Here is a 21,622-nt window from a genome sequence, read left to right as displayed (position 1 = left end):
GAAGGGAACGGAGGAAACAGCTATGTCGCGTATTGGCAAGCTCCCCATCACGGTTCCCGCCGGCGTGGACGTCACCATCGACGGCCGTACGGTCTCGGTCAAGGGCCCCAAGGGCTCGCTGACCCACACCGTCGTTGCGCCGATCGACATCGTCAAGGGTGAGGACGGCGTTCTCAACGTCACCCGTCCGAACGACGAGCGTCAGAACAAGGCCCTCCACGGCCTGTCCCGCACGCTGGTGGCGAACATGATCACCGGCGTGACCCAGGGTTACGTGAAGAAGCTCGAGATCAGCGGTGTCGGTTACCGCGTGACGGCCAAGGGTTCGAACCTCGAGTTCGCGCTCGGCTACAGCCACCCGATCGTCGTCGAGGCGCCCGAGGGCATCACCTTCAAGGTGGAGAGCCCGACCCGCTTCCAGGTCGAGGGCATCGACAAGCAGAAGGTCGGCGAGGTTGCGGCCAACATCCGCAAGCTGCGCAAGCCTGACCCGTACAAGGCCAAGGGCGTCAAGTACGAGGGCGAAGTCATCCGCCGCAAGGTCGGAAAGGCGGGTAAGTAAGCCATGGCATACGGGCAGAAGATCCTCAAGGGCGACGCCTACAAGCGCGCCGCGATCAAGCGCCGTCACATCCGGATCCGCAAGAACCTTTCCGGTACGGCGGAGCGTCCCCGTCTGGTCGTGACCCGCTCCAACCGCCACATCGTGGCGCAGGTGATCGACGACCTCAAGGGCCACACCCTGGCGTCCGCGTCCACCCTGGACGCGTCCGTCCGTGGTGGCGAGGGCGACAAGTCGGCCCAGGCCAAGCAGGTCGGCGCCCTGGTCGCCGAGCGTGCCAAGGCCGCCGGTGTCGAGGCTGTCGTGTTCGACCGTGGTGGCAACCAGTACGCCGGGCGCATCGCCGCCCTGGCGGACGCCGCCCGCGAAGCCGGGCTCAAGTTCTGAGCCTGCCGTAGCTAGCGGAAACAGAGAGAGGTAATTCCAATGGCTGGACCCCAGCGCCGCGGTGGCGGTGCCGGTGGCGGCGAGCGGCGGGACCGGAAGGGCCGTGACGGCGGCGCTGCTGCCGCCGAGAAGACCGCGTACGTTGAGCGCGTCGTCGCGATCAACCGCGTCGCCAAGGTTGTGAAGGGTGGTCGTCGCTTCAGCTTCACCGCGCTGGTCGTGGTGGGCGACGGTGACGGCACCGTGGGTGTCGGTTACGGCAAGGCCAAGGAGGTGCCGGCCGCCATCGCCAAGGGTGTTGAGGAGGCCAAGAAGCACTTCTTCAAGGTCCCCCGTATCCAGGGCACCATCCCGCACCCCATCCAGGGTGAGAAGGCTGCCGGCGTCGTGCTGCTCAAGCCCGCGTCCCCGGGTACCGGTGTTATCGCCGGTGGTCCGGTGCGCGCCGTGCTCGAGTGCGCCGGTATCCACGACGTGCTGTCGAAGTCGCTCGGTTCCGACAACGCGATCAACATCGTGCACGCGACCGTGGAGGCCCTGAAGGGTCTGCAGCGTCCCGAGGAGATCGCGGCCCGCCGTGGTCTGCCGCTCGAGGACGTCGCCCCCGCGGCTCTCCTTCGTGCGCGTGCCGGGGCGGGTGCGTAATCATGGCTCAGCTCAAGATCACGCAGGTCAAGTCCTACATCGGTAGCAAGCAGAACCACCGCGACACCCTGCGGTCCCTTGGTCTCAAGGGCATCAACACGCAGGTCGTCAAGGAGGACCGCCCCGAGTTCCGCGGCATGGTGCACACCGTCCGCCACCTCGTGACGGTCGAGGAGGTCGACTGATCATGGCGGAGAACAACCCGCTCAAGATCCACAACCTCCGTCCCGCCCCGGGCGCCAAGACCGCCAAGACCCGTGTCGGTCGTGGTGAGGCGTCGAAGGGTAAGACGGCCGGTCGTGGTACCAAGGGCACCAAGGCCCGTTACCAGGTTCCGGAGCGCTTCGAGGGTGGGCAGATGCCCCTCCACATGCGCCTCCCGAAGCTGAAGGGCTTCAAGAACCCGTTCAAGACCGAGTTCCAGGTCGTGAACCTCGACAAGCTGGCCGCGCTCTACCCCGAGGGTGGCGAGGTCACGGTCGAGGGTCTGGTGGCCAAGGGTGCCGTTCGCAAGAACAGCCTCGTCAAGGTCCTCGGCCAGGGCGAGATCTCCGTTGCGCTGCAGGTGACGGTCGACGCCGTCTCCGGCTCCGCCAAGGAGAAGATCACCGCCGCCGGCGGTACGGTCACCGAGCTCGTCTGAGTCCTTCGGACGACGCCTCGATGACGTAGACGATCCCGACCGGGGATACCCCACAATGGGGTATCCCCGGTTGGTCGTTCCACGGGGGCAGTGTCGCCGGTAAGGTGGCCTGCACTGTTCTTTTTCGTATTCGTCGAACCTCAAGACCGTCACCCTTGACGCAGTTGCGCGGGGGTCGCAGGAGGCACCGTGCTCACCGCGTTCGCCCGGGCGTTCAGGACGCCCGACCTGCGCAAGAAGCTGCTGTTCACGCTGGCCATCATCGTGGTGTACCGGGTCGGCACCCACGTCCCGATCCCCGGCGTCAACTACAAGAACGTCCAGCAGTGCGTCCGTGAGGCCTCCGGTAACCAGGGTCTCTTCGGGCTCGTCAACATGTTCAGCGGTGGTGCGCTGCTGCAGATCACGATCTTCGCGCTCGGGATCATGCCGTACATCACGGCCAGCATCATCCTGCAGCTGCTGACGGTCGTGATCCCACGCCTGGAAGCGCTCAAGAAGGAAGGCCAGGCCGGTACTGCGAAGATCACGCAGTACACCCGCTACCTGACCGTGGCGCTCGCCATCCTCCAGGGCACCGGCCTCGTGGCCACCGCCCGCAGCGGCGCCCTGTTCAGCAGCTGCTCGGTGGCGAACCAGATCGTTCCCGACCAGGCGATCTTCACCACCATCACCATGGTCATCTGCATGACCGCCGGCACCGCCGTCGTGATGTGGCTCGGTGAGCTGATCACCGACCGCGGCATCGGCAACGGCATGTCGATCCTGATGTTCATCTCGATCGCCGCGACCTTCCCCTCCGCGCTGTGGGCCATCAAGAAGCAGGGCACCCTGGCCGGCGGCTGGATCGAGTTCGGCACCGTGATCGCGGTGGGTCTGATCATGGTCGCGCTCGTCGTCTTCGTCGAGCAGGCCCAGCGCCGTATCCCGGTGCAGTACGCGAAGCGCATGATCGGCCGGCGCTCCTACGGCGGTACGTCCACGTACATCCCGCTCAAGGTGAACCAGGCGGGTGTGATTCCCGTCATCTTCGCCTCCTCGCTGCTCTACATCCCGGCACTCGTGGCGCAGTTCGCGGGGGGCAAGTCTGGCTGGAAGACCTGGGTCGAGCAGAACCTGACCAAGGGCGACCACCCGATTTACATCGTTACGTACTTCTTGCTCATCGTTTTCTTCGCCTTCTTCTACGTCGCCATCTCCTTCAACCCCGAGGAAGTGGCCGACAACATGAAGAAGTATGGTGGCTTCATCCCGGGCATCCGGGCTGGCCGACCGACCGCTGAGTACCTGAGCTACGTGCTCAACCGGATCACCTGGCCGGGTTCGCTGTATCTGGGTCTGATCGCTCTCGTGCCGACAATGGCGTTGGTGGGCTTTGGGGCAAGCCAGAACTTCCCCTTCGGCGGGACCAGCATCCTCATCATCGTGGGTGTCGGCCTCGAGACGGTGAAGCAGATCGAGAGCCAGCTCCAGCAGCGCAATTACGAAGGGTTCCTCCGCTGATGCGTATCGTCCTCGTCGGGCCGCCGGGTGCCGGTAAGGGAACGCAAGCCGTCCGGCTCGCTGAGAAGCTGAACGTTCCGCACATCTCCACGGGTGACCTGTTCCGCGCCAACATCAGCCGGCAGACGGAGCTGGGCAAGCTCGCGAAGTCCTACATGGACGCCGGCAACCTCGTCCCCGACGAGGTGACCATCGCGATGGCCAAGGACCGCATGGAGCAGCCGGACGCGGAGAACGGCTTCCTGCTGGACGGCTTCCCGCGGAACGTCTCGCAGGCGGAGGCGCTGGACGAGCTGCTGCGGACCGAGGGCATCACGCTGGACGCCGTCCTCGACCTGGAGGTCCCCGAGGACGAGGTGGTCAAGCGGATCGCCGGCCGGCGCATCTGCCGCAAGGACTCCTCGCACGTCTTCCACGTGACGTACAGCAAGCCGGAGCAGGAAGGCGTCTGCGACGTCTGCGGCGGCGAGCTGTACCAGCGCGACGACGACTCCGAGGACACCGTGCGCAAGCGGCTCGAGGTCTACCACACGCAGACCGAGCCGATCATCGACTACTACAAGGCGCAGGGCCTGGTCGTGACGATCTCCTCCCTGGGCCCGGTGGAAGAGATCACGAAGCGGGCGCTGGACGCCCTCAAGCGCGAGAAGGCCGAGAAGTAGATCCCGGCCCTTCCGGCCGCGGTGCCCTTCTCCCGGATCCGGTCCGGGGGACCGCCAGGGTGCCGCGGCCGTACTGTTGTGTACGTATCCCAGTCGACGTGAGTGACGGAGAGCGCAGGCTTCCATGGTGCAGATCAAGAGCCCCGAGCAGATCGCGAAGATGCGGGCGGCGGGCCTGGTCGTAGCCGCCATCCACGCGGCGACCCGCGAAGCCGCCGTCCCCGGCGCGACCACCAAGGACCTGGACGAGGTGGCCCGCAAGGTGCTCGCCGAGCACGGCGCCAAGTCGAACTTCCTGGGCTACGGCGGTTTCCCCGCCACCATCTGCACCTCCGTGAACGACGTCGTCGTCCACGGCATCCCCTCCGACGACGTCGTCCTCAAGGACGGTGACGTCATCTCCATCGACTGTGGCGCGATCATCGACGGCTGGCACGGTGACGCCGCCTACACGGCCTTCGTGGGCTCCGGTCACGCTCCGGAGCTGATCGAGCTGTCCCGGGTGACCGAGGAGTCGATGTGGGCCGGCATCGCGGCCATGAAGCAGGGCAACCGCCTGGTCGACATCTCCCGGGCGATCGAGACGTACATCCGCCGCCAGCCGAAGCCCGGCGGCGGCAAGTACGGGATCATCGAGGACTACGGCGGCCACGGCATCGGCACCGAGATGCACATGGACCCGCACCTGCTGAACTACGTCGACCGCCGGCGCGGCAAGGGCCCCAAGCTGGTCCCCGGTCTCTGCCTGGCGATCGAGCCGATGGTGTCCCTCGGCACCCCGCGGACCGAGGTCCTCTCCGACGACTGGACCGTCATCACGACGGACGGCACCTGGTCCTCCCACTGGGAGCACTCGGTGGCCCTGACCGCGGAGGGCCCGCTGGTCCTGACGGCCCCGGACGGCGGCAAGGCCAAGCTCGCCGAGTACGGCATCACGGCCGCGCCCGACCCACTGGCTTAGGGATCACCCCCGTGGGGCAGACTCTCTCGATTCGCCTTTCAGGGTGCCGCGACGTAGACTGACTCGTCGGCTCTCGTGCACCCGCATGTCTGCATGCGCTCGCACCTTGTCTCCGTTAGAAGGCAAGAGAGTCGATCAAGGTAGTCGATTCGAAGGGCGAAGCGTGGCCAAGAAGCAAGGTGCCATCGAGATCGAGGGCACTGTCGTCGAGTCTCTTCCGAACGCCATGTTCAAGGTCGAGCTCCAGAACGGCCACCAGGTCCTGGCACACATCAGCGGCAAGATGCGTATGCACTACATCCGCATCCTCCCTGACGACCGGGTCGTGGTGGAGCTGTCTCCTTACGACCTGACGCGTGGCCGGATCGTCTACCGGTACAAGTAGATCTTGCCCGCGCTTCGGGCCCGCCCGGAGCGATGGCACTGACCCGGAGAACCTCACCAATGAAGGTCAAGCCGAGCGTCAAGAAGATCTGCGACAAGTGCAGGGTGATCCGCCGTCACGGCCGGGTCATGGTCATCTGCGAGAACCCGCGCCACAAGCAGCGCCAGGGCTGACGCACGACCATCACCCTCTGCACCTCTATCGCAGAGTTTCGCGCGACGCGAGCTGAATTTGTTCATACGCAGAGCCCGAGCCAACCAGCTCGACACCCCCGGTTCGGAGGCCGGGGACCCGGTTCGTACCTAGTACGGCGGCCGGGAACCGGCTCTGCGGAAGACCTCCGAAGATTCACCAGGAGCCATTGAATGGCACGCGTTTCCGGTGTTGACATCCCGCGCGAAAAGCGCGTGGAGGTCGCCCTCACCTACGTGTTCGGCATCGGCCGGACCCTCTCGAAGGAGACGCTGGCTGCGACCGGCGTCGACCCGAACACCCGCGTCCGTGACCTGAGCGAAGAGCAGCTGGTCGCGATCCGCGAGTACGTCGACAACAACATCAAGACCGAGGGTGACCTCCGTCGCGAGATCCAGGCCGACATCCGCCGCAAGGTCGAGATCGGCTGCTACCAGGGTCTCCGTCACCGTCGCGGTCTGCCCGTCCGCGGTCAGCGCACCAGCACCAACGCTCGTACCCGCAAGGGCCCGCGTCGCGCCATCGCCGGCAAGAAGAAGCCGGGCAAGAAGTAGTCCGCAGCGGACCTCTGTCCACGGTCTTCGCTGTAGGACCGACCACCTCCCGTAGGAGTTAGTAGATGCCCCCCAAGGGACGTCAGGGCGCTGCCAAGAAGGTGCGCCGCAAGGAAAAGAAGAACGTCGCTCACGGCCACGCGCACATCAAGAGCACGTTCAACAACACGATCGTCTCGATCACGGACCCGTCCGGCAACGTGATCTCCTGGGCCTCCGCCGGCCACGTCGGCTTCAAGGGCTCCCGGAAGTCCACGCCGTTCGCCGCGCAGATGGCCGCCGAGTCGGCTGCCCGCCGCGCCCAGGAGCACGGCATGCGCAAGGTCGACGTGTTCGTGAAGGGTCCGGGTTCCGGTCGTGAGACCGCCATCCGTTCGCTTCAGGCGACCGGTCTCGAGGTCGGCTCCATCCAGGACGTCACCCCGACCCCGCACAACGGCTGCCGCCCGCCGAAGCGCCGCCGCGTCTGACGCACGGCTGCTTCGTCGAGCAGTGGTTCCGGGCGGTACGGCTCTTTCGGGTCGTGCCGCCCGTACCCTTGCAATACCCGCACTTCTCACAGGTGCGGTTTCCGTCGGGCGTCAAATAGCGGGCGTCCACGAAAGAAGGATCTGATCCACACATGCTGATCGCTCAGCGTCCCTCGTTGACCGAAGAGGTCGTCGACGAGTTCCGCTCCCGGTTCGTGATCGAGCCGCTGGAGCCGGGCTTCGGTTACACCCTCGGCAACTCCCTGCGCCGTACCCTCCTGTCCTCGATCCCCGGTGCCGCTGTCACCAGCATCCGGATCGACGGCGTGCTGCACGAGTTCACCACCGTGCCGGGCGTCAAGGAGGACGTCACCGACCTGATCCTCAACATCAAGCAGCTGGTCGTCTCCTCGGAGCACGACGAGCCGGTCGTGATGTACCTGCGCAAGCAGGGCCCGGGTCTGGTCACCGCCGCCGACATCGCGCCCCCGGCCGGTGTCGAGGTGCACAACCCCGACCTGGTCCTCGCCACGCTCAACGGCAAGGGCAAGCTGGAGATGGAGCTGACCGTCGAGCGCGGTCGCGGTTACGTCTCCGCCGTGCAGAACAAGCAGGTGGGCCAGGAGATCGGCCGTATCCCGGTCGACTCCATCTACTCGCCGGTTCTCAAGGTCACCTACAAGGTCGAGGCCACGCGTGTCGAGCAGCGCACCGACTTCGACAAGCTGATCGTCGACGTCGAGACCAAGCAGGCGATGCGTCCCCGTGACGCCATGGCCTCCGCCGGTAAGACGCTGGTCGAGCTGTTCGGTCTCGCCCGCGAGCTGAACATCGACGCCGAGGGCATCGACATGGGCCCGTCCCCCACGGACGCCGCCCTGGCCGCCGACCTCGCGCTGCCGATCGAGGAGCTGGAGCTCACGGTCCGCTCCTACAACTGCCTCAAGCGTGAGGGCATCCACTCCGTGGGTGAACTGGTCGCGCGCTCCGAGGCCGACCTGCTGGACATCCGCAACTTCGGTGCGAAGTCCATCGACGAGGTCAAGGCGAAGCTGGCCGGCATGGGCCTGGCCCTCAAGGACAGCCCGCCCGGATTCGACCCGACCGCCGCCGCGGACGCCTTCGGCGCCGACGACGACGCGGACGCCGGATTCGTGGAGACCGAGCAGTACTGAGCCCTCCGCGAGGAGGCCGGTTCTGCGGCTGCGGGGCCGTCGTTGCCGGCCGCGCAGTTCCCCGCGCCCCTTCGGGGGCGCGGACCCTCCGGGCGTTCCCGAAAGGGACGCCCGGATCTCCGACAGGCGACCGCCTGCTCGGATACTGACTCCGGTACCTGATACGGCCGGGGCAGACACACAGGAGAAGAACCATGCCGAAGCCCACCAAGGGTGCCCGTCTGGGCGGCAGCGCCGCGCACGAGAAGCTGCTCCTCGCGAACCTCGCGAAGAGCCTCTTCGAGCACGGCCGCATCACCACCACCGAGGCGAAGGCGCGCCGTCTGCGTCCGTACGCCGAGCGTCTGGTCACCAAGGCGAAGAAGGGCGACCTTCACAACCGCCGTCAGGTGCTCCAGGTGATCACGGACAAGAGCGTCGTCCACACGCTCTTCACCGAGATCGGCCCGCGGTACGAGAACCGTCCCGGTGGCTACACCCGCATCACCAAGATCGGTAACCGCCGCGGCGACAACGCGCCCATGGCCGTCATCGAGCTGGTCGAGGCGCTGACCGTGCAGCAGAACGCCGTGGGTGAGGCCGAGGCCGCCACCAAGCGTGCGGTCAAGGAGGCCGACCAGGCCAAGGCCGAGGAGACCAAGGTCGAGGAGACCAAGGTCGAGGAGACCGAGGCCGCCGAGGAGTCGAAGGACGCGTAAGCGTTCTGCCGGGACTGCCGGCCGGCCGCCGCGGCACCGTCGTGGCCGGTCGCGCAGTTCCCCGCGCCCCTTCGGGGTGTTGGCGGGCCCGTTCCCTTTCAGGGGCGGGCCCGCTTTTCCGTACCTGAGAGGATTCCCGTGTGAGTGACGAAGTACAGCCCGGGCGGGTGCGCATCCGTCTGGACCTCTCCTACGACGGTTCCGGCTTCCACGGCTGGGCCAAGCAGGCCGGGGGCAAGCGGACCGTGCAGGGGGAGATCGAGGACGCCCTGCGCACGGTGACGCGGTCCAAGGAGACGTACGAGCTGACCGTGGCCGGGCGCACGGACGCGGGTGTGCACGCCCGCGGCCAGGTGGCCCACGTCGACCTGCCGGCCGAGGTGTGGGCGGAGCACCGGGAGAAGCTGCTCAAGCGGCTCGCCGGCCGGCTGTCCAAGGACGTCCGCGTGTGGCGGCTCACCGAGGCGCCGGACGGTTTCGACGCACGGTTCTCGGCGATCTGGCGGCGCTACGCCTATCGCGTCACCGACGATCCCGGCGGGGTCGACCCGCTGCTGCGCGGCCATGTGCTCTGGCACGACTGGCCGCTCGACGTCGACGCGATGAACGAGGCCGCCAGAGCGCTGCTGGGCGAGCACGACTTCGCCGCCTACTGCAAGCGGCGTGAGGGTGCGACGACGATCCGCACGCTCCAGGAGCTGAGCCTGGCCAGGGGCGGGGACGGGGTCATCACCGCCACCGTCCGCGCCGACGCGTTCTGCCACAACATGGTGCGGTCGCTGATCGGCGCGCTGCTGTTCGTCGGGGACGGGCACCGGGGGCCGCGGTGGCCCGGCGAGGTGCTGGCCGCGGGGGTGCGCGACTCCGCCGTACACGTCGTACGGCCGCACGGGCTCACTCTGGAGGAGGTCGGCTACCCCGCCGACGAACTGCTGGCCGCCCGCAACAAGGAGGCCAGGAACAAGCGCTCGCTTCCCTCGGCGGCAGGTTGCGAAACCTGTTAGTTACGTTCCCTTTGGCATCACCAATACCTCATGTCCGCACTTACTGGGCGTAACTCCCCTTAATGACCCTTACGCGTTCCATACCTCTCGGATACAGTTGCGCCTCCCGGCCACATGTTCGACAAGGGAGGCCGGGGTTGGCTGGGGGGTCGACGGGTCGCTAGCGCCCGGGGTGGGACAACAGAATGACTTCATTGGGTCCCGTGCGGACCGGGGGGCGACGTGCCGTGCGGCAGAGCGGCGGGCGGCGACGGGTCGGGCGCGGTGGGAACGCCGCGCTGGGGCTGCTGCCGCTCCCGCCGTCGGACAGGGAGAAGTACTCCTACGCGCACCGGCATCTGTGGATCCTGACGATCAGTTCGCTGGTCAGCTTCTGCTGCCTGGTGCTGAGTCAGTTCAAGCTCGCGCAGTCCACGCCGGTGCTGTGGATCTACACACCGCTGCTGGTGTTCACGGTGATCTACTACCTGGTGTCGTTGCGGGTCAACGGCTTCACCCGGGACTTCGACATCGCCCACCACCGGCGGCTGGTCGCGAACTGGCGGCCGGAGACGTATCCGACGGTGGACGTGTTCCTGCCGGTGTGCGGCGAGCCCATCGAGGTCCTGCACAACACCTGGCGGCACGTGCGGGCGATGGCCGACCGGTACCCGGGCGTCTGTGTCCCGTTCGTGCTCGACGACGGTGCGGACCCCGGACTCGAGGCCATGGCCCGCGACTTCGGCTTCCGCTACGGCACCCGGGAGAACCGGGGCTGGTTCAAGAAGGCCGGCAACCTGCACTTCGGCTTCGGGCGGTCCGACGGCGAGTTCATCCTGATCCTCGACGCCGACTTCACCCCGCGCGCGGACCTGCTGGAGGAACTGCTGCCCTACATGGCGGACGATCCGCGGATCGGCATCGTCCAGTCCCCGCAGTACTTCCGCGTGCTCGACTCGCAGAACTGGATCGAGCGCGGGGCGGGTGCGGTGCAGGAGCTGTTCTACCGGTCCGTCCAGGTGGCGCGGCAGAGCAGTGACGGCGCGATCTGCGTCGGTTCCTGCGCGGTCTACCGGCGGGCGGCCCTGGAGACCAACGGCGGCACCACGCTGATCGAGCACTCCGAGGACGTGCACACCGGGTTCGATCTGCGCGGGCTCGGCTGGGACCTGCGGTACGTGCCGGTCGCGGTGTCCACCGGGGTCTGCCCGGACAGCGCGGGCGCCTTCTTCAACCAGCAGTACCGCTGGTGCTCGGGCTCGATGAGCCTGCTCGGCAGCCGCAAGTTCTGGCAGCGCGAGATCAGGTTCTCCAGCCGGCTGTGCTACATGTCGGGGTTCTTCTACTACATCCACACCGCGCTGTTCACCTTCGCGGCCCCGGTCATCCCGATCGTGCTGCTGCTGACGATGCCGGAGAAGCTCAAGGTCGAGCACCTGCTCCTGGTGCTGCCCAGCATCCTCTACACCACGATCATCTTCCCGATGTGGCACAGGGCGCCGTATCGCCTGGAGGCGTGGGCGGCCCGCATGATGTACGGCTGGGCGCACGTCTTCGCCATCTGGGACATCCTGCGCAAGAACCGCATGGGCTGGCAGCCGACCGGTTCCTCCGGCGCCAAGAAGAACAAGACGCGGCGCTTCTGGATCGGTATGTGGGCCTGGAGCGGCGGCACGGCGCTGGTCTGGGTCACCGCGGCGGTGTACCGGACGTTCACCATGCACGCCCCCGACTTCGCCCTGATCCTGTCCTCCGGGCTGTTCTACGCCCTGGTCGTCGGACGCGTGCTGGTCCAGCCGCGGTCCGGGGCGGAGGCCGTCTGATGCATCTGAAGGAACGATTCCGCTCACTTCTGGCGGCCGGTGCCCCGCACGCGGCCGGTGCCCCGCACGCGGCCGGTGCCCCGCACGCGGCCGGTGCCCCGCACACGGCCGGTGCCCCGCACGCGGCCGGTGCCCCGCACACGGCCGGTACCCCGCATACGGGCCGTGTCCCGCACACGTGCCGTACCCGGTACAGGGGCCGTACGGTCCGCGCGGCCGTGGCCGGCCTTCTGGTCGGGGTCCTCGCGCTCAGCGGCTGCTCGCTGCTCGGCGACGACGAGGACCCGGCGTCCGCGGGCGGCACGGCCGGCCCGCACTCCACGGCGAACGGCGCCACGGAAGCCCCCTACGACGTCACCCCCCTGCTCAAGCCCGCGAAGAAGTACTTCGGCGCGGCCGTACCGGGTGCGCCGACCTCCATGGAGAGCCTCGACGCGTACACGAGGCTGACCGGCAAGCAGCCGAACCTGGTCGAGTACTACGCGGCCTGGGGCGACGGCTTCGACGCCACCGGCGTGCGCAACGCCTGGGCCCGGGGCGCCCTGACGCTGATGTCCTGGGAGCCCTTCGACACCCCGGTCGCGGACATCGCTGCGGGCAGGTCCGACGCCTACATCAAGGAGTACGCGACCGCGGTCCGCACGCTGAACCTGCCCGTGGTCGTCGACTTCGCGGACGAGTTCAACGGCCACTGGGAGAAGTGGGGCACGAAGCACGTGACCCCCACCCAGTACGTGGCCGCCTGGCGGCACATCCACCGGACCTTCGCCGACGCCGGCGCCACCAACGTCATCTGGGCCTGGTCGCCCAACATCGTCAACCCGGTCAAGAACGTGCGGCTGAAGCCGTACTACCCCGGTGACGCCTACGTCGACTGGGTCGGCCTCGTCGGGTACTTCACCACCGGCGAGGACAACGCCTTCGACAGCGTCTTCGGGCCGACCCGGGACGAGATCCGCACCTTCACCAAGAAGCCGATGCTGCTGCTGGAGACCGCCGCCATGCCCGGCGAGCGGCGGCGCGCCGACGTCCGCAACCTGTTCGCGGGCGTCACGGCGGACGCCGACATGCTCGGCTTCATCTGGTTCGACTACAAGAAGCGCGCCGACTGGCGGCTGGAGGCGAGCCCGCTGGCGCTCAAGGAGTTCAAGCGCCTGGCCGCCGACGACCGTTTCGGCTTCGACACCCGGAAGCCGTGATGACCTCTCACCCCGAGTACTACACGCCGCAGCCGTACGACCCGTACGCCGACGACGAGCCCCAGGGCGGCTGGTTCAACTCCGACGGCTACATCCCGCGTCAGCCGCAGGGCCACGACGACCCCCAGGGCCGTGCGCGGGGTCATCATCCGGGCCAGGACCACGGTCAGGCCCACGGCCCCGGCCCTGGCCAGGACTACGGCCACGGTCAGGCCCACGGCCACGGCCACGCTCAGGCCCGCGGCCCCGGCCACGGTCAGGCCCGCGGCCCCGGCCCCGGTCAGGACCACGGCCATGGTCAGGACCACGGCTATGACCCGGGACCTGCCGTTTCCCAGGGCTACGACACTCCCGAGGGGTACGACTACGACCCCCGGACCTACCCGTACCAGCAGCCGGACGACCAGGAGACGTTCGCCCTGCGGACGGTGCCGGAGGCGGCCGCGCCGGCCGCGCCCGCCTACCACGTGCCGCAGACCCCCGAGGTCGGCTGGGACATGGCGGCCAGCCGGCGGCGCGCCTGGGTCAGCCGCGCCGTGCTGCTGTTCGTGCTGACCGTCCAGGCGGTGCTCTCGCTGCGCCTGGCCAACACCGCGTTCCAGGACGAGGCCCTGTACCTGGCGGCAGGCCACGCCGAGTTGCGGCACCTGCTGCACGGCACCCCGCTGCCGGTCGACTACGCCGCGTACTTCTCCGGGTCGCCGCAGCTCTACCCGGTGCTCGCCGCCGCCGTGGACAGCCGCTTCGGACTCACCGGGGCCCGCCTGACGAGCCTCGCGTTCATGCTGGGCACCACCGCGCTGCTCTACTCCTTCACCCGGCGGCTGTTCAACGAGCGGGCCGCGCTGGCCGGCGCGGCGCTCTTCGCCGTGGTGCAGTCGACCGTCGTCATGGGCTACTTCGCCACCTACGACGCCGCCGCGGTGTTCCTGCTGGCTCTGGCCACGTGGATCGTCGTACGCACCGACCGGGCGCCCGTGGCCGCCGTACTGCTCGCCGCACCCGTCGCCGTCCTCGCCGTCGGCGTGAAGTACGCGGCCGGACTGTACCTGCCGACCATCGTCGTGCTGGCCCTGCTCACCGGCTGGCCGCACAAGGGCGGCAAGGCGTTTGTGCGGATGCTGCTGCTCGCGCTCGGCATCGGCGCCCTGCTCGGGGCGGGCGTGTACGCCACCGACCTGCTGGCGGGCGTGCGGCAGACCACCACCGACCGCGCCCACGGCGCCGACAGCACCGCCTTCCTGCTCCAGCGGTCCGCCGAGTGGGGCGGGCTGATGTTCCTCACCGCCGTCGGCGGCGCGGTGTCCTACGTGCGGCGCAGCCGCATGAACGAGTCACCGGCCGCCCAGCGCCTCGGCAGCCCCGGCCGGCGCTGGCGGTTCCTGCTCGGACTGGTGCTGTGCGGCACCGCCCTGCTCGCTCCCGCGTACCAGGTGCACCTGGGCACCGTCGTCTCGCTGTTCAAGCACGTCGGCTTCGGCCTGCTCTTCGCCGCGCCGATGGCAGGCGTGGGCGTGACCCGGCTGATCGGCGCCCACTTCCGCTACCCCCAGCTCGGCATCATGCTGTGGACGGCGACGCTCTGCCTGGGCATCTCGCAGGCGGACTGGCGTTACGGCGTCTGGCCCGACTCCACGAAGATGATCCAGGTCGTCGACTCCCATGTGGACCGCAAGGGCCACTACCTCGCCTCGACACCCGAGGTGCCCGTCTACTACCTGCGCGACAAGACCAGCCACCGGCAGTGGCAGGGGGTCTTCGCCCTGGAGTACACGGACCGGAAGGGCGCCCGTCACTCGGGTGACGACGCCTACCGCGCGGCCCTGCGCGACGGTGAGTACGACCTGATCGTCCTGGACGGTCTCACCAATCCCCGGGTCGACGCCGTGATCGCGGACGCCGTCGAGGGCAACCGGCACTACCGGCTCCTCGCCGACCTGCCGTTCCGTAATTCCAGCGGCACCGGCCACTACCGCATCTGGACCAAGACCTCCTGACGCGGAACCTTTTGATCGTCGGGGTCGACGGCGGCCCCGATCACCTCACGGCCCGGTCACCTCACGGCCCGGTCGGGCCGGCCGTGGATCGTGGACGGGCGTGGAGAGCTCGACGCGGCACGCCGGGCCGCGGCGGGCCGGCGGTTCCGGGCGCCGGACAGGCCGGCACCCGAAGGGAAGGAACAGTGATGGCGGACGGCGAGCGGCCGGTCACCGTGGTGATGCCGACGTACAACGAGGCGGCGAACCTGCCCGGGATGGCCGAGGCCCTGCTCGGTCTGGAGCTGGACGGGCTGCATCTGAAGGTCGTCGACGACTCCAGCCCGGACGGCACCGGGCGGATCGCGGAGGAGCTGGCGGAGGAGTACAACAGCGGCGGCCGGCGCCGGATGAGCGTGCTGCACCGCACGGAGAAGGACGGGCTCGGGCGGGCGTACACGGCCGGGATGTCCGCCGCGCTGGCGGAGGGCGCCGCGTACGTCGTCCAGATGGACGCCGACGGAAGTCATCCGGTGGAGGCCGTGCCGCGCATGCTGGAGACGGCCCTCGGCACCGGCGCCGGCCTGGTGATCGGCAGCCGGTACGTGGCGGGCGGCTCGCTGGACGAGCGGTGGGGCGCGCACCGCGTGCTGCTCTCCCGCTTCGCCAACCGGTACGCGCGCGCGGTCCTCGGCACCGAGATCGAGGACATCACGGCCGGCTTCAACCTGTGGTCGGCGGCCACCCTGCGCGACGTCGACCTGTCGTCCCTGGACAGCGCGGGCTATAGCTTCCAGGTGGAGCTGAAGTACAAGGCCGTACGGGCCGGGCACAAGGCCGTGGAGATCCCGATCCGGTTCGCCGAGCGCACGGAGGGTGTCTCCAAGATGACCCTGCGCACGCAGCTGGAGTCGGCGGTGGTGCCGCTGCGGCTACGGCTGAAGCGGCACTAGCGGGCGGGGCTACCGGTCGGTCGCGGCCGACGCCTGGACCTGGCCGCGGCGGTAGATCTGGTTGACGGTGAACTGGGCGAGGTCGTTGCCGACGTCGAAGACCTTGGTGTCCTTCTTGGTGACGTCCTTGCCGCTGGTGAAGCCGGCGACCGTGAAGTAGGCGTAGCGGCCGAAGGCGTTCCTGGTGGAGCGGCAGAACGCTCCGTCGCAGAACGGCTTGACGCCCTTGCCGAACAGGGAGCGCACGATGCTCCGGTCGTCGGTCTGGGCCTTGGCCTGCGTGGCGCGGTCCGCGGTGTCGAAGACGGCGACACCGACGGTGACGGCGATGTCGCCCTTGGTGTAGGTGGCGCGGATCAGGCGGGTGCAGCCGTTGGCGGTGAGGGCCTTGGGCAGCGTGCCGCCGGCGGCGGTGGCGCAGCTCCCGGTGTCGGCCGTCGGGCCCTTCTTGTACACGGTGCCGCCCATGGTCAGCTGGGTGCCCGGGAACAGCGTGCCGGGGCCGAGCGGGGCGGTGTCCTTCTTGGCGCTGGAGATGAAGTCCTTCGGGTCCAGCGGCGGTGGTGCGCTGGTCGGCGCGAAGGACGGCGTCGCGCTGCCGGAGGCCGGCAGTGAGGCGCTGGCGGGCAGGTTGCCGGGCCCGGCCTCCGCATCCCCGCCGCCGGCGGAGACGACGGCCATCGCGACCGCGGTGCCTATCGCGACCGTGGCGAGGGCGCCGCCGGCTATGAACAGCAGCTTGCGGCGCTTGTTCCGCGTCTCCGATGCCTCGGCGAGCGCGGCCCAGTCAGGCGTCCCGTCGTCGGCTCCGGCGTTCCACGGCTGCTGCTGGGAATTCGGTTTCCAGGGATCCCATTGAGACTGGGGTCCCCCCTGCCCGTAACTCATGGGGCGCATCTTAGACGGGGGGCGGAGTGCGCAGGAGCGCGTCCGGCGGCATGCCTTGTTTGTCCGTCGCGCGAGCCGCGACAAGAGGGGAAGAGACTCGTTTTGACCCGTCCGGGGCCTGGCAGGTAACCTGCTTCTTCGTTGTGTATTGGCTTGCTCATTCTCACGGGACGGGCCCTTACACCGGTCCACCGGGCCGATGACCAGCGATCAGCACGCGGTTTGCGTCACCGCGGTGCGGTCGAGGCTGTCGTGATCGTTTCGGTGACCTGTTCAGGACCATTCACTCGAAGCGAAGGCTACGAACCGTGCGTACGTACAGCCCCAAGCCCGGCGATGTGACGCGCCAGTGGCACGTCATCGACGCTCAGGACGTTGTCCTGGGCCGTCTCGCCACCACAGCTGCGACCCTCCTGCGGGGCAAGCACAAGCCGATCTACGCGCCGCACGTCGACGCTGGTGACTTCGTCATCATCATCAACGCCGACAAGGTGCACCTGTCCGGCAACAAGCGGACCCAGAAGATGGCGTACCGCCACTCCGGCTACCCGGGTGGTCTGCGCTCCGTCCGTTACGACGAGCTGCTCGACAAGAACCCCGAGAAGGCCGTCGAGAAGGCCGTCAAGGGCATGCTCCCCAAGAACTCCCTGGGCCGTCAGATGCTCTCGAAGCTGAAGGTCTACAAGGGTGACCAGCACCCGCACGGCGCGCAGCAGCCGCAGCCGTTCGAGATCACCCAGGTCGCGCAGTAGTACCGGCCACCCCCTAAGACTGAAGAGAATCTGAGGAGAATCGTGGCCGAGACCACTGCCGAGCAGCCGCTCGAAGAGCTTGACATCGACAGCTACACCACCGAGTCCGAGGTCCCCGTCGAGGGTGAGTACACCTCGGAGTCGATGGCGTCCCGCTTCGGCGAGCCCCAGCCGGCCGCCGGCCTGGGCCGTCGCAAGAACGCCATCGCCCGTGTCCGGATCGTCCCGGGCACCGGCAAGTGGAAGATCAACGGTCGCACCCTCGAGGACTACTTCCCGAACAAGGTGCACCAGCAGGAAGTCAACGAGCCCTTCAAGGTGCTCGAGCTCGAAGGCCGTTACGACGTCATCGCCCGCATCGCGGGTGGCGGTGTCTCCGGTCAGGCCGGTGCGCTCCGTCTCGGTGTCGCCCGTGCGCTGAACGAGGCCGACGTCGACAACAACCGCGGCCCGCTGAAGAAGGCCGGCTTCCTCAAGCGCGACGACCGTGCGGTCGAGCGCAAGAAGGCCGGTCTGAAGAAGGCCCGCAAGGCTCCGCAGTACAGCAAGCGCTAAGCTTCGCTGCCTGCTCGTACGTGGTACGGGCTTCGGCCCCGCGTACTCCGAACGCCCCGGCGGCACGCCACATGTGCCCCCGGGGCGTTCGTTTATCCCAGCCAAGGGCGTATAACGACACAAGACGCTCAAAGGCTTGTGTGATCGGATGCGGGGACGTCTGCCACCCGACGCGGCACCTGACCGCTTCCGACATCGATGCTTCCTCAGGAGGACAAGTGGGACGACTCTTCGGCACGGACGGCGTGCGCGGTGTCGCCAATGCGGATCTGACGGCCGAGATGGCGCTCGGTCTCTCCGTCGCCGCGGCGCACGTGCTGGCCGAGGCGGGCACCTTCGAGGGCCACAAGCCGACAGCGGTGGTCGGACGGGACCCGCGCGCGTCCGGGGAGTTCCTGGAGGCCGCGGTGGTGGCCGGCCTGGCCAGCGCGGGCGTGGACGTCCTGCGCGTCGGCGTGCTGCCGACGCCCGCGGTGGCCCACCTGACCGGTGCGCTCGGCGCCGACCTCGGTGTGATGCTCTCCGCCAGCCACAACGCCATGCCGGACAACGGCATCAAGTTCTTCGCCCGCGGCGGTCACAAGCTCGCCGACGAGCTGGAGGACAGGATCGAGGCGGTCTACGACTCGCACCGGCACGGCGAGCCCTGGCAGCGGCCGACGGGCGCCGGGGTCGGCCGCGTGCGGTCGTACGAGGAGGGCTTCGAGCAGTACGTCGGCCATCTGCTGTCGGTGCTGCCCAACCGGCTCGACGGTCTGAAGATCGTCCTGGACGAAGCGCACGGCGCGGCCTCGGGGGTCTCGCCGGAGGCGTTCACGCGGGCGGGCGCCCAGATCGTCACGATCGGTGCCGAGCCGGACGGGCTCAACATCAACGACGGCTGCGGCTCCACCCACCTGGACAAGCTGAAGGCGGCGGTCCTCGCCGAGGGCGCCGACTTCGGCATCGCGCACGACGGCGACGCCGACCGCTGCCTGGCCGTGGACCACACCGGCGACGAGGTCGACGGCGACCAGATCCTCGCCGTGCTGGCGCTGGCCATGCGGGAGCGCTCCGAGCTGCGGGCCGACACGGTCGTCGCCACGGTGATGTCCAACCTGGGCTTCAAGCTGGCGATGGAGAAGGCCGGGATCCGGCTGGTGCAGACGGCCGTCGGCGACCGGTACGTGCTGGAGGAGCTGAAGGAGCACGGCTACGCCCTCGGCGGCGAGCAGTCCGGGCACGTGATCATCCTCGACCACGCGACGACCGGTGACGGCACGCTGACCGGCCTGCTGCTCGCGGCGCGGGTCGCCCAGACCGGCCGGACGCTGCGGGAGCTGGCCTCGGTCATGGAGCGGCTGCCGCAGGTGCTGATCAACGTCCCGGACGTGGACAGGTCGCGGGTGAAGACGTCGGCGGACCTCGCCGCCGCGGTCACCGAGGCCGAGCGGGAGCTGGGGGAGACCGGGCGGGTGCTGCTGCGCCCGTCGGGCACCGAACCGCTGGTCCGCGTCATGGTCGAGGCGGCCGACATCGAGCAGGCCCGCGCGGTCGCCGGGCGGCTGGCCGACGCGGTGAAGTCGGCCCTCGGCTAGTCCGGGACCCGGGAGCGCGGGGACCGCGCGGCCCGCCACGGTGTGTCCGTGGCGGGCCGCGCGGTCCCCGCACCTCTTTCAGGCGCGTTGCCGTTGCCGTGCCCAGAAGTACTTCTGGGCGAGCAGGGTGAGCGTTCCGGCGACGACGATGCCGAGCAGGTTCAGCAGCAGCTGCTCCGAGGAACGCGCCGTCTGGCCGGTGTCGCCGTACACCAGGGCCACGGCCGCGTTGGCGGCGGCGGGCACGGTCGTCACGGAGATGGCGACGCCCACCAGGGCGCCCGACTTGGCGGACGTCAGCGACAGTGTGCCGGCGATCCCGGCGAGCACCGCCACGACGAACGAGAACCAGTCCGGGGCGTAGATGAAGCCGGTGTTGGGCCGGTCGGCCTCCAGCTCCGCCTTGCTGAACAGGCCGACCGCGTCCATGAGCACGCTGAACGCCGATGTCAGGGCCATGGCCGCGGCGAAGCCGACCAGCAGCGCGATCAGCGAGCGCCACGCCAGGCGGGGATGGCGCTGCACCAGCGCCGTGCAGACGCCGGCGAGCGGCCCGAACTCCGGTCCCACCGCCATCGCGCCGACGATCAGGACGGCGTTGTCCAGCACCACACCGCAGGCGGCGATCATCGTGGCCAGCGTGATGAACGCGACGTAGGTGACCGACAACGTCGACTCCTCGTGGGTCGCGTCGGTCAGCCCCTCCCACAGCACCGCGTCCGCGCCCTCGCCCGGTGCGTCGGCCTCCGCCTTGTCGGCGCGCCGGGACAGGGAGAGGTCGATGGTCTCGACGGCGATCGAGCCGGTGTCGTCCAGGCCGAGGCGCCGTAGTCCGGCGATCAGTCCGTCCCCGGCCTCGCGGGCCACGTCGCACAGGACGAGGTCTCCGGCGGGGGCGCGGGCGGCGCCCGGCAGGACGACGAGGTGGGTGGTGCCGATCGTGGTCTCGATCAGACGGACCACCTCGTCGGTCCGGTCCGCCGGTGTGATCAGGCGCAGATGCAGCATGGCGCCTTTCTAACAGGCGGTTCTACAGCTTGCGGAGCCGGAGGCGCTGCACCGTGTGGTCGGGGCCCTTGCGGAGGATGAGCGTGGCCCGGCCCCGGGTGGGGGCGATGTTCTCCACCAGGTTCGGCTTGTTGATGGTCCGCCAGAGGGTGCGCGCGTAGTCCAGGGCCTCCTCCTCGGAGACCTGGGTGTACTTGCGGAAGTACGAGTTGGGGTTCTGGAAGGCCGTCTGGCGCAGCTTCTTGAAGCGGTTGAGATACCAGCGCTCGATGTCCTCGGCGCTCGCGTCCACGTACACGCTGAAGTCGAAGTAGTCGGCGAGACCGACCCGGGTGCGGCCGTCCTTGCCGGGCAGGGCGGGCTGGAGGACGTTCAGGCCCTCCACGATCAGGATGTCCGGGCGGCGGACGGTGAGCTTCTCGTCGGCCACGATGTCGTAGATGAGGTGGGAGTAGACGGGCGCGGACACCTCGTTCTTGCCTGCCTTGATGTCGGCGACGAAGCGGGTGAGGGCCCGGCGGTCGTAGGACTCGGGGAAACCCTTGCGCGACATCAGGCCGCGGGCCTCCAGCTCCCGGGTCGGCAGCAGGAACCCGTCCGTCGTCACCAGCTCCACGCGCGGGTGCTCGGGCCAGCGGGAGAGCAGGGCCTGCAGCAGCCGGGCCACGGTGGACTTGCCGACGGCCACGGAGCCGGCGACCCCTATGACGAACGGGGTGCCGGACTGGGAGCCCTTCTCCCCGAGGAACGTGTTCAGCGCCCCCCGGAGCCCGTCCGTGGCGCCGACGTAGAGGTTGAGGAGCCGGGAGAGCGGGAGGTAGATGTCCCGCACCTCGTCCAGGTCGATGACGTCGCCGAGACCGCGGAGCTTCTCCACCTCCTCGGCGGTGAGCGGCAGCGGCGTCTTGTTCCGCAGCGCGCTCCACTCGGCGCGGGTGAGATCGACGTAGGGAGTCGCCTCCGGCCTGTGCCGGTGGGCGCTCCGGGGCATCGAGGAGACCTGTGAGATCACAGTCCATTGTTAACGGAGTTTGAACGGGGTGGTGGGGTGGGGTGCGTCACGTGGGGGCG

The 21,622-nt window shown here is 68.8% G+C and carries 25 protein-coding genes; 22 read left to right on the top strand and 3 right to left on the bottom strand.

All coding sequences use genetic code 11. The features are described 5' to 3' along the window. The first annotated feature begins 22 nt into the window (after nt 1-22). The 19 genes from rplF to GT045_RS10090 all read left to right on the top strand — a co-directional run bounded on the left by rplF (nt 23) and on the right by GT045_RS10090 (nt 15,771). Nucleotides 23-562 carry a 50S ribosomal protein L6 gene (rplF, locus tag GT045_RS10180; RefSeq protein WP_161296468.1) on the top strand — a complete coding sequence of 180 codons (540 nt, stop codon included), beginning with the start codon at nt 23-25 and terminating at the stop codon, nt 560-562. Between the two features lie 3 nt (nt 563-565). Continuing rightward, entirely contained in the window at nt 566-949 is a 384-nt protein-coding gene (gene rplR, locus GT045_RS10175; protein WP_053661883.1) for a 50S ribosomal protein L18, read from the top strand. A gap of 39 nt (nt 950-988) precedes the next feature. Next, nucleotides 989-1,594, top strand: a complete 606-nt coding sequence (rpsE, locus tag GT045_RS10170; RefSeq protein ID WP_009190144.1) for a 30S ribosomal protein S5 — start codon at nt 989-991, stop codon at nt 1,592-1,594. Between the two features lie 2 nt (nt 1,595-1,596). Next, entirely contained in the window at nt 1,597-1,779 is a 183-nt protein-coding gene (gene rpmD / locus GT045_RS10165) for a 50S ribosomal protein L30 (protein WP_003974250.1), read from the top strand. A gap of 2 nt (nt 1,780-1,781) precedes the next feature. Beyond that, nucleotides 1,782-2,237 (top strand): 50S ribosomal protein L15, encoded by a 456-nt coding sequence (rplO, locus tag GT045_RS10160; RefSeq protein WP_003974249.1) that lies wholly within the window; start codon nt 1,782-1,784, stop codon nt 2,235-2,237. A gap of 189 nt (nt 2,238-2,426) precedes the next feature. Then, on the top strand, nt 2,427-3,740 hold the full coding sequence (secY, locus tag GT045_RS10155) for a preprotein translocase subunit SecY (RefSeq protein ID WP_161333957.1): 1,314 nt from the start codon (nt 2,427-2,429) through the stop codon (nt 3,738-3,740). Next, a complete protein-coding gene (locus GT045_RS10150) occupies nt 3,740-4,402 on the top strand; it encodes an adenylate kinase (RefSeq protein ID WP_161333956.1) in 663 nt (220 codons plus the stop codon). Before secY ends, GT045_RS10150 begins: the two co-directional genes overlap by 1 nt. Nucleotides 4,403-4,526: 124 nt before the next feature. After that, nucleotides 4,527-5,363: a type I methionyl aminopeptidase gene (map, locus tag GT045_RS10145; RefSeq protein WP_161296473.1), complete on the top strand. Its 837-nt coding sequence runs from the start codon at nt 4,527-4,529 to the stop codon at nt 5,361-5,363. Between the two features lie 163 nt (nt 5,364-5,526). Then, nucleotides 5,527-5,748, top strand: coding sequence for a translation initiation factor IF-1 (infA, locus tag GT045_RS10140; RefSeq protein WP_003948620.1), 222 nt, complete (start codon nt 5,527-5,529; stop codon nt 5,746-5,748). Between the two features lie 59 nt (nt 5,749-5,807). Further along, nucleotides 5,808-5,921, top strand: coding sequence for a 50S ribosomal protein L36 (gene rpmJ / locus GT045_RS10135; RefSeq protein WP_003998809.1), 114 nt, complete (start codon nt 5,808-5,810; stop codon nt 5,919-5,921). 192 nt (nt 5,922-6,113) lie between these two features. After that, entirely contained in the window at nt 6,114-6,494 is a 381-nt protein-coding gene (gene rpsM / locus GT045_RS10130) for a 30S ribosomal protein S13 (RefSeq protein WP_009300593.1), read from the top strand. A 65-nt stretch (nt 6,495-6,559) separates the two neighbouring features. Continuing rightward, nucleotides 6,560-6,964 carry a 30S ribosomal protein S11 gene (gene rpsK / locus GT045_RS10125; RefSeq protein ID WP_003956432.1) on the top strand — a complete coding sequence of 135 codons (405 nt, stop codon included), beginning with the start codon at nt 6,560-6,562 and terminating at the stop codon, nt 6,962-6,964. A 152-nt stretch (nt 6,965-7,116) separates the two neighbouring features. After that, entirely contained in the window at nt 7,117-8,139 is a 1,023-nt protein-coding gene (locus tag GT045_RS10120; RefSeq protein ID WP_003966937.1) for a DNA-directed RNA polymerase subunit alpha, read from the top strand. Nucleotides 8,140-8,333: 194 nt separating this feature from the next. Continuing rightward, nucleotides 8,334-8,837 carry a 50S ribosomal protein L17 gene (gene rplQ, locus GT045_RS10115; protein ID WP_161333955.1) on the top strand — a complete coding sequence of 168 codons (504 nt, stop codon included), beginning with the start codon at nt 8,334-8,336 and terminating at the stop codon, nt 8,835-8,837. Between the two features lie 140 nt (nt 8,838-8,977). After that, on the top strand, nt 8,978-9,841 hold the full coding sequence (gene truA, locus GT045_RS10110; protein ID WP_161333954.1) for a tRNA pseudouridine(38-40) synthase TruA: 864 nt from the start codon (nt 8,978-8,980) through the stop codon (nt 9,839-9,841). A 383-nt stretch (nt 9,842-10,224) separates the two neighbouring features. Further along, nucleotides 10,225-11,643 (top strand): glycosyltransferase family 2 protein, encoded by a 1,419-nt coding sequence (locus tag GT045_RS10105; RefSeq protein WP_161333974.1) that lies wholly within the window; start codon nt 10,225-10,227, stop codon nt 11,641-11,643. 218 nt (nt 11,644-11,861) lie between these two features. Continuing rightward, nucleotides 11,862-12,842 carry a glycosyl hydrolase gene (locus tag GT045_RS10100; protein WP_161333953.1) on the top strand — a complete coding sequence of 327 codons (981 nt, stop codon included), beginning with the start codon at nt 11,862-11,864 and terminating at the stop codon, nt 12,840-12,842. Next, nucleotides 12,842-14,839 (top strand): glycosyltransferase family 39 protein, encoded by a 1,998-nt coding sequence (locus tag GT045_RS10095; protein ID WP_161333952.1) that lies wholly within the window; start codon nt 12,842-12,844, stop codon nt 14,837-14,839. The genes GT045_RS10100 and GT045_RS10095 overlap by 1 nt, the downstream gene beginning before the upstream one ends. Nucleotides 14,840-15,027: 188 nt before the next feature. Then, a complete protein-coding gene (locus GT045_RS10090) occupies nt 15,028-15,771 on the top strand; it encodes a polyprenol monophosphomannose synthase (protein ID WP_161288837.1) in 744 nt (247 codons plus the stop codon). Nucleotides 15,772-15,780: 9 nt separating this feature from the next. On the opposite strand, the gene GT045_RS10085 is transcribed toward GT045_RS10090, so the two are convergent. Continuing rightward, nucleotides 15,781-16,659, bottom strand: coding sequence for a hypothetical protein (locus tag GT045_RS10085; protein WP_161333951.1), 879 nt, complete (start codon nt 16,657-16,659; stop codon nt 15,781-15,783). A 308-nt stretch (nt 16,660-16,967) separates the two neighbouring features. Here GT045_RS10085 and rplM point away from each other — a divergent pair, with 308 nt between their 5' ends. The 3 genes from rplM (at nt 16,968) to glmM (ending at nt 19,543) form a co-directional block, all read left to right on the top strand. Then, on the top strand, nt 16,968-17,411 hold the full coding sequence (rplM, locus tag GT045_RS10080; RefSeq protein WP_031034795.1) for a 50S ribosomal protein L13: 444 nt from the start codon (nt 16,968-16,970) through the stop codon (nt 17,409-17,411). Between the two features lie 42 nt (nt 17,412-17,453). Continuing rightward, nucleotides 17,454-17,966, top strand: a complete 513-nt coding sequence (rpsI, locus tag GT045_RS10075) for a 30S ribosomal protein S9 (RefSeq protein WP_004927169.1) — start codon at nt 17,454-17,456, stop codon at nt 17,964-17,966. Between the two features lie 218 nt (nt 17,967-18,184). Continuing rightward, entirely contained in the window at nt 18,185-19,543 is a 1,359-nt protein-coding gene (gene glmM, locus GT045_RS10070; protein WP_161288833.1) for a phosphoglucosamine mutase, read from the top strand. Between the two features lie 78 nt (nt 19,544-19,621). On the opposite strand, the gene GT045_RS10065 is transcribed toward glmM, so the two are convergent. Together GT045_RS10065 and coaA are read right to left on the bottom strand one after the other, a co-directional pair. After that, nucleotides 19,622-20,551 carry a DUF389 domain-containing protein gene (locus GT045_RS10065; RefSeq protein ID WP_161288831.1) on the bottom strand — a complete coding sequence of 310 codons (930 nt, stop codon included), beginning with the start codon at nt 20,549-20,551 and terminating at the stop codon, nt 19,622-19,624. A 22-nt stretch (nt 20,552-20,573) separates the two neighbouring features. Continuing rightward, complete coding sequence (coaA, locus tag GT045_RS10060) at nt 20,574-21,542, bottom strand: type I pantothenate kinase (RefSeq protein WP_161288839.1); 969 nt, start codon at nt 21,540-21,542, stop codon at nt 20,574-20,576. Nucleotides 21,543-21,622 lie beyond the last annotated feature (80 nt).

The sequence above is a fragment of the Streptomyces sp. SID486 genome, assembly GCF_009865385.1.
Classification (GTDB): Bacteria; Actinomycetota; Actinomycetes; order Streptomycetales; family Streptomycetaceae; genus Streptomyces.
Note: the sequence above shows the minus strand (reverse complement) of the source record. Positions and strands in the feature narration are given on the sequence as shown.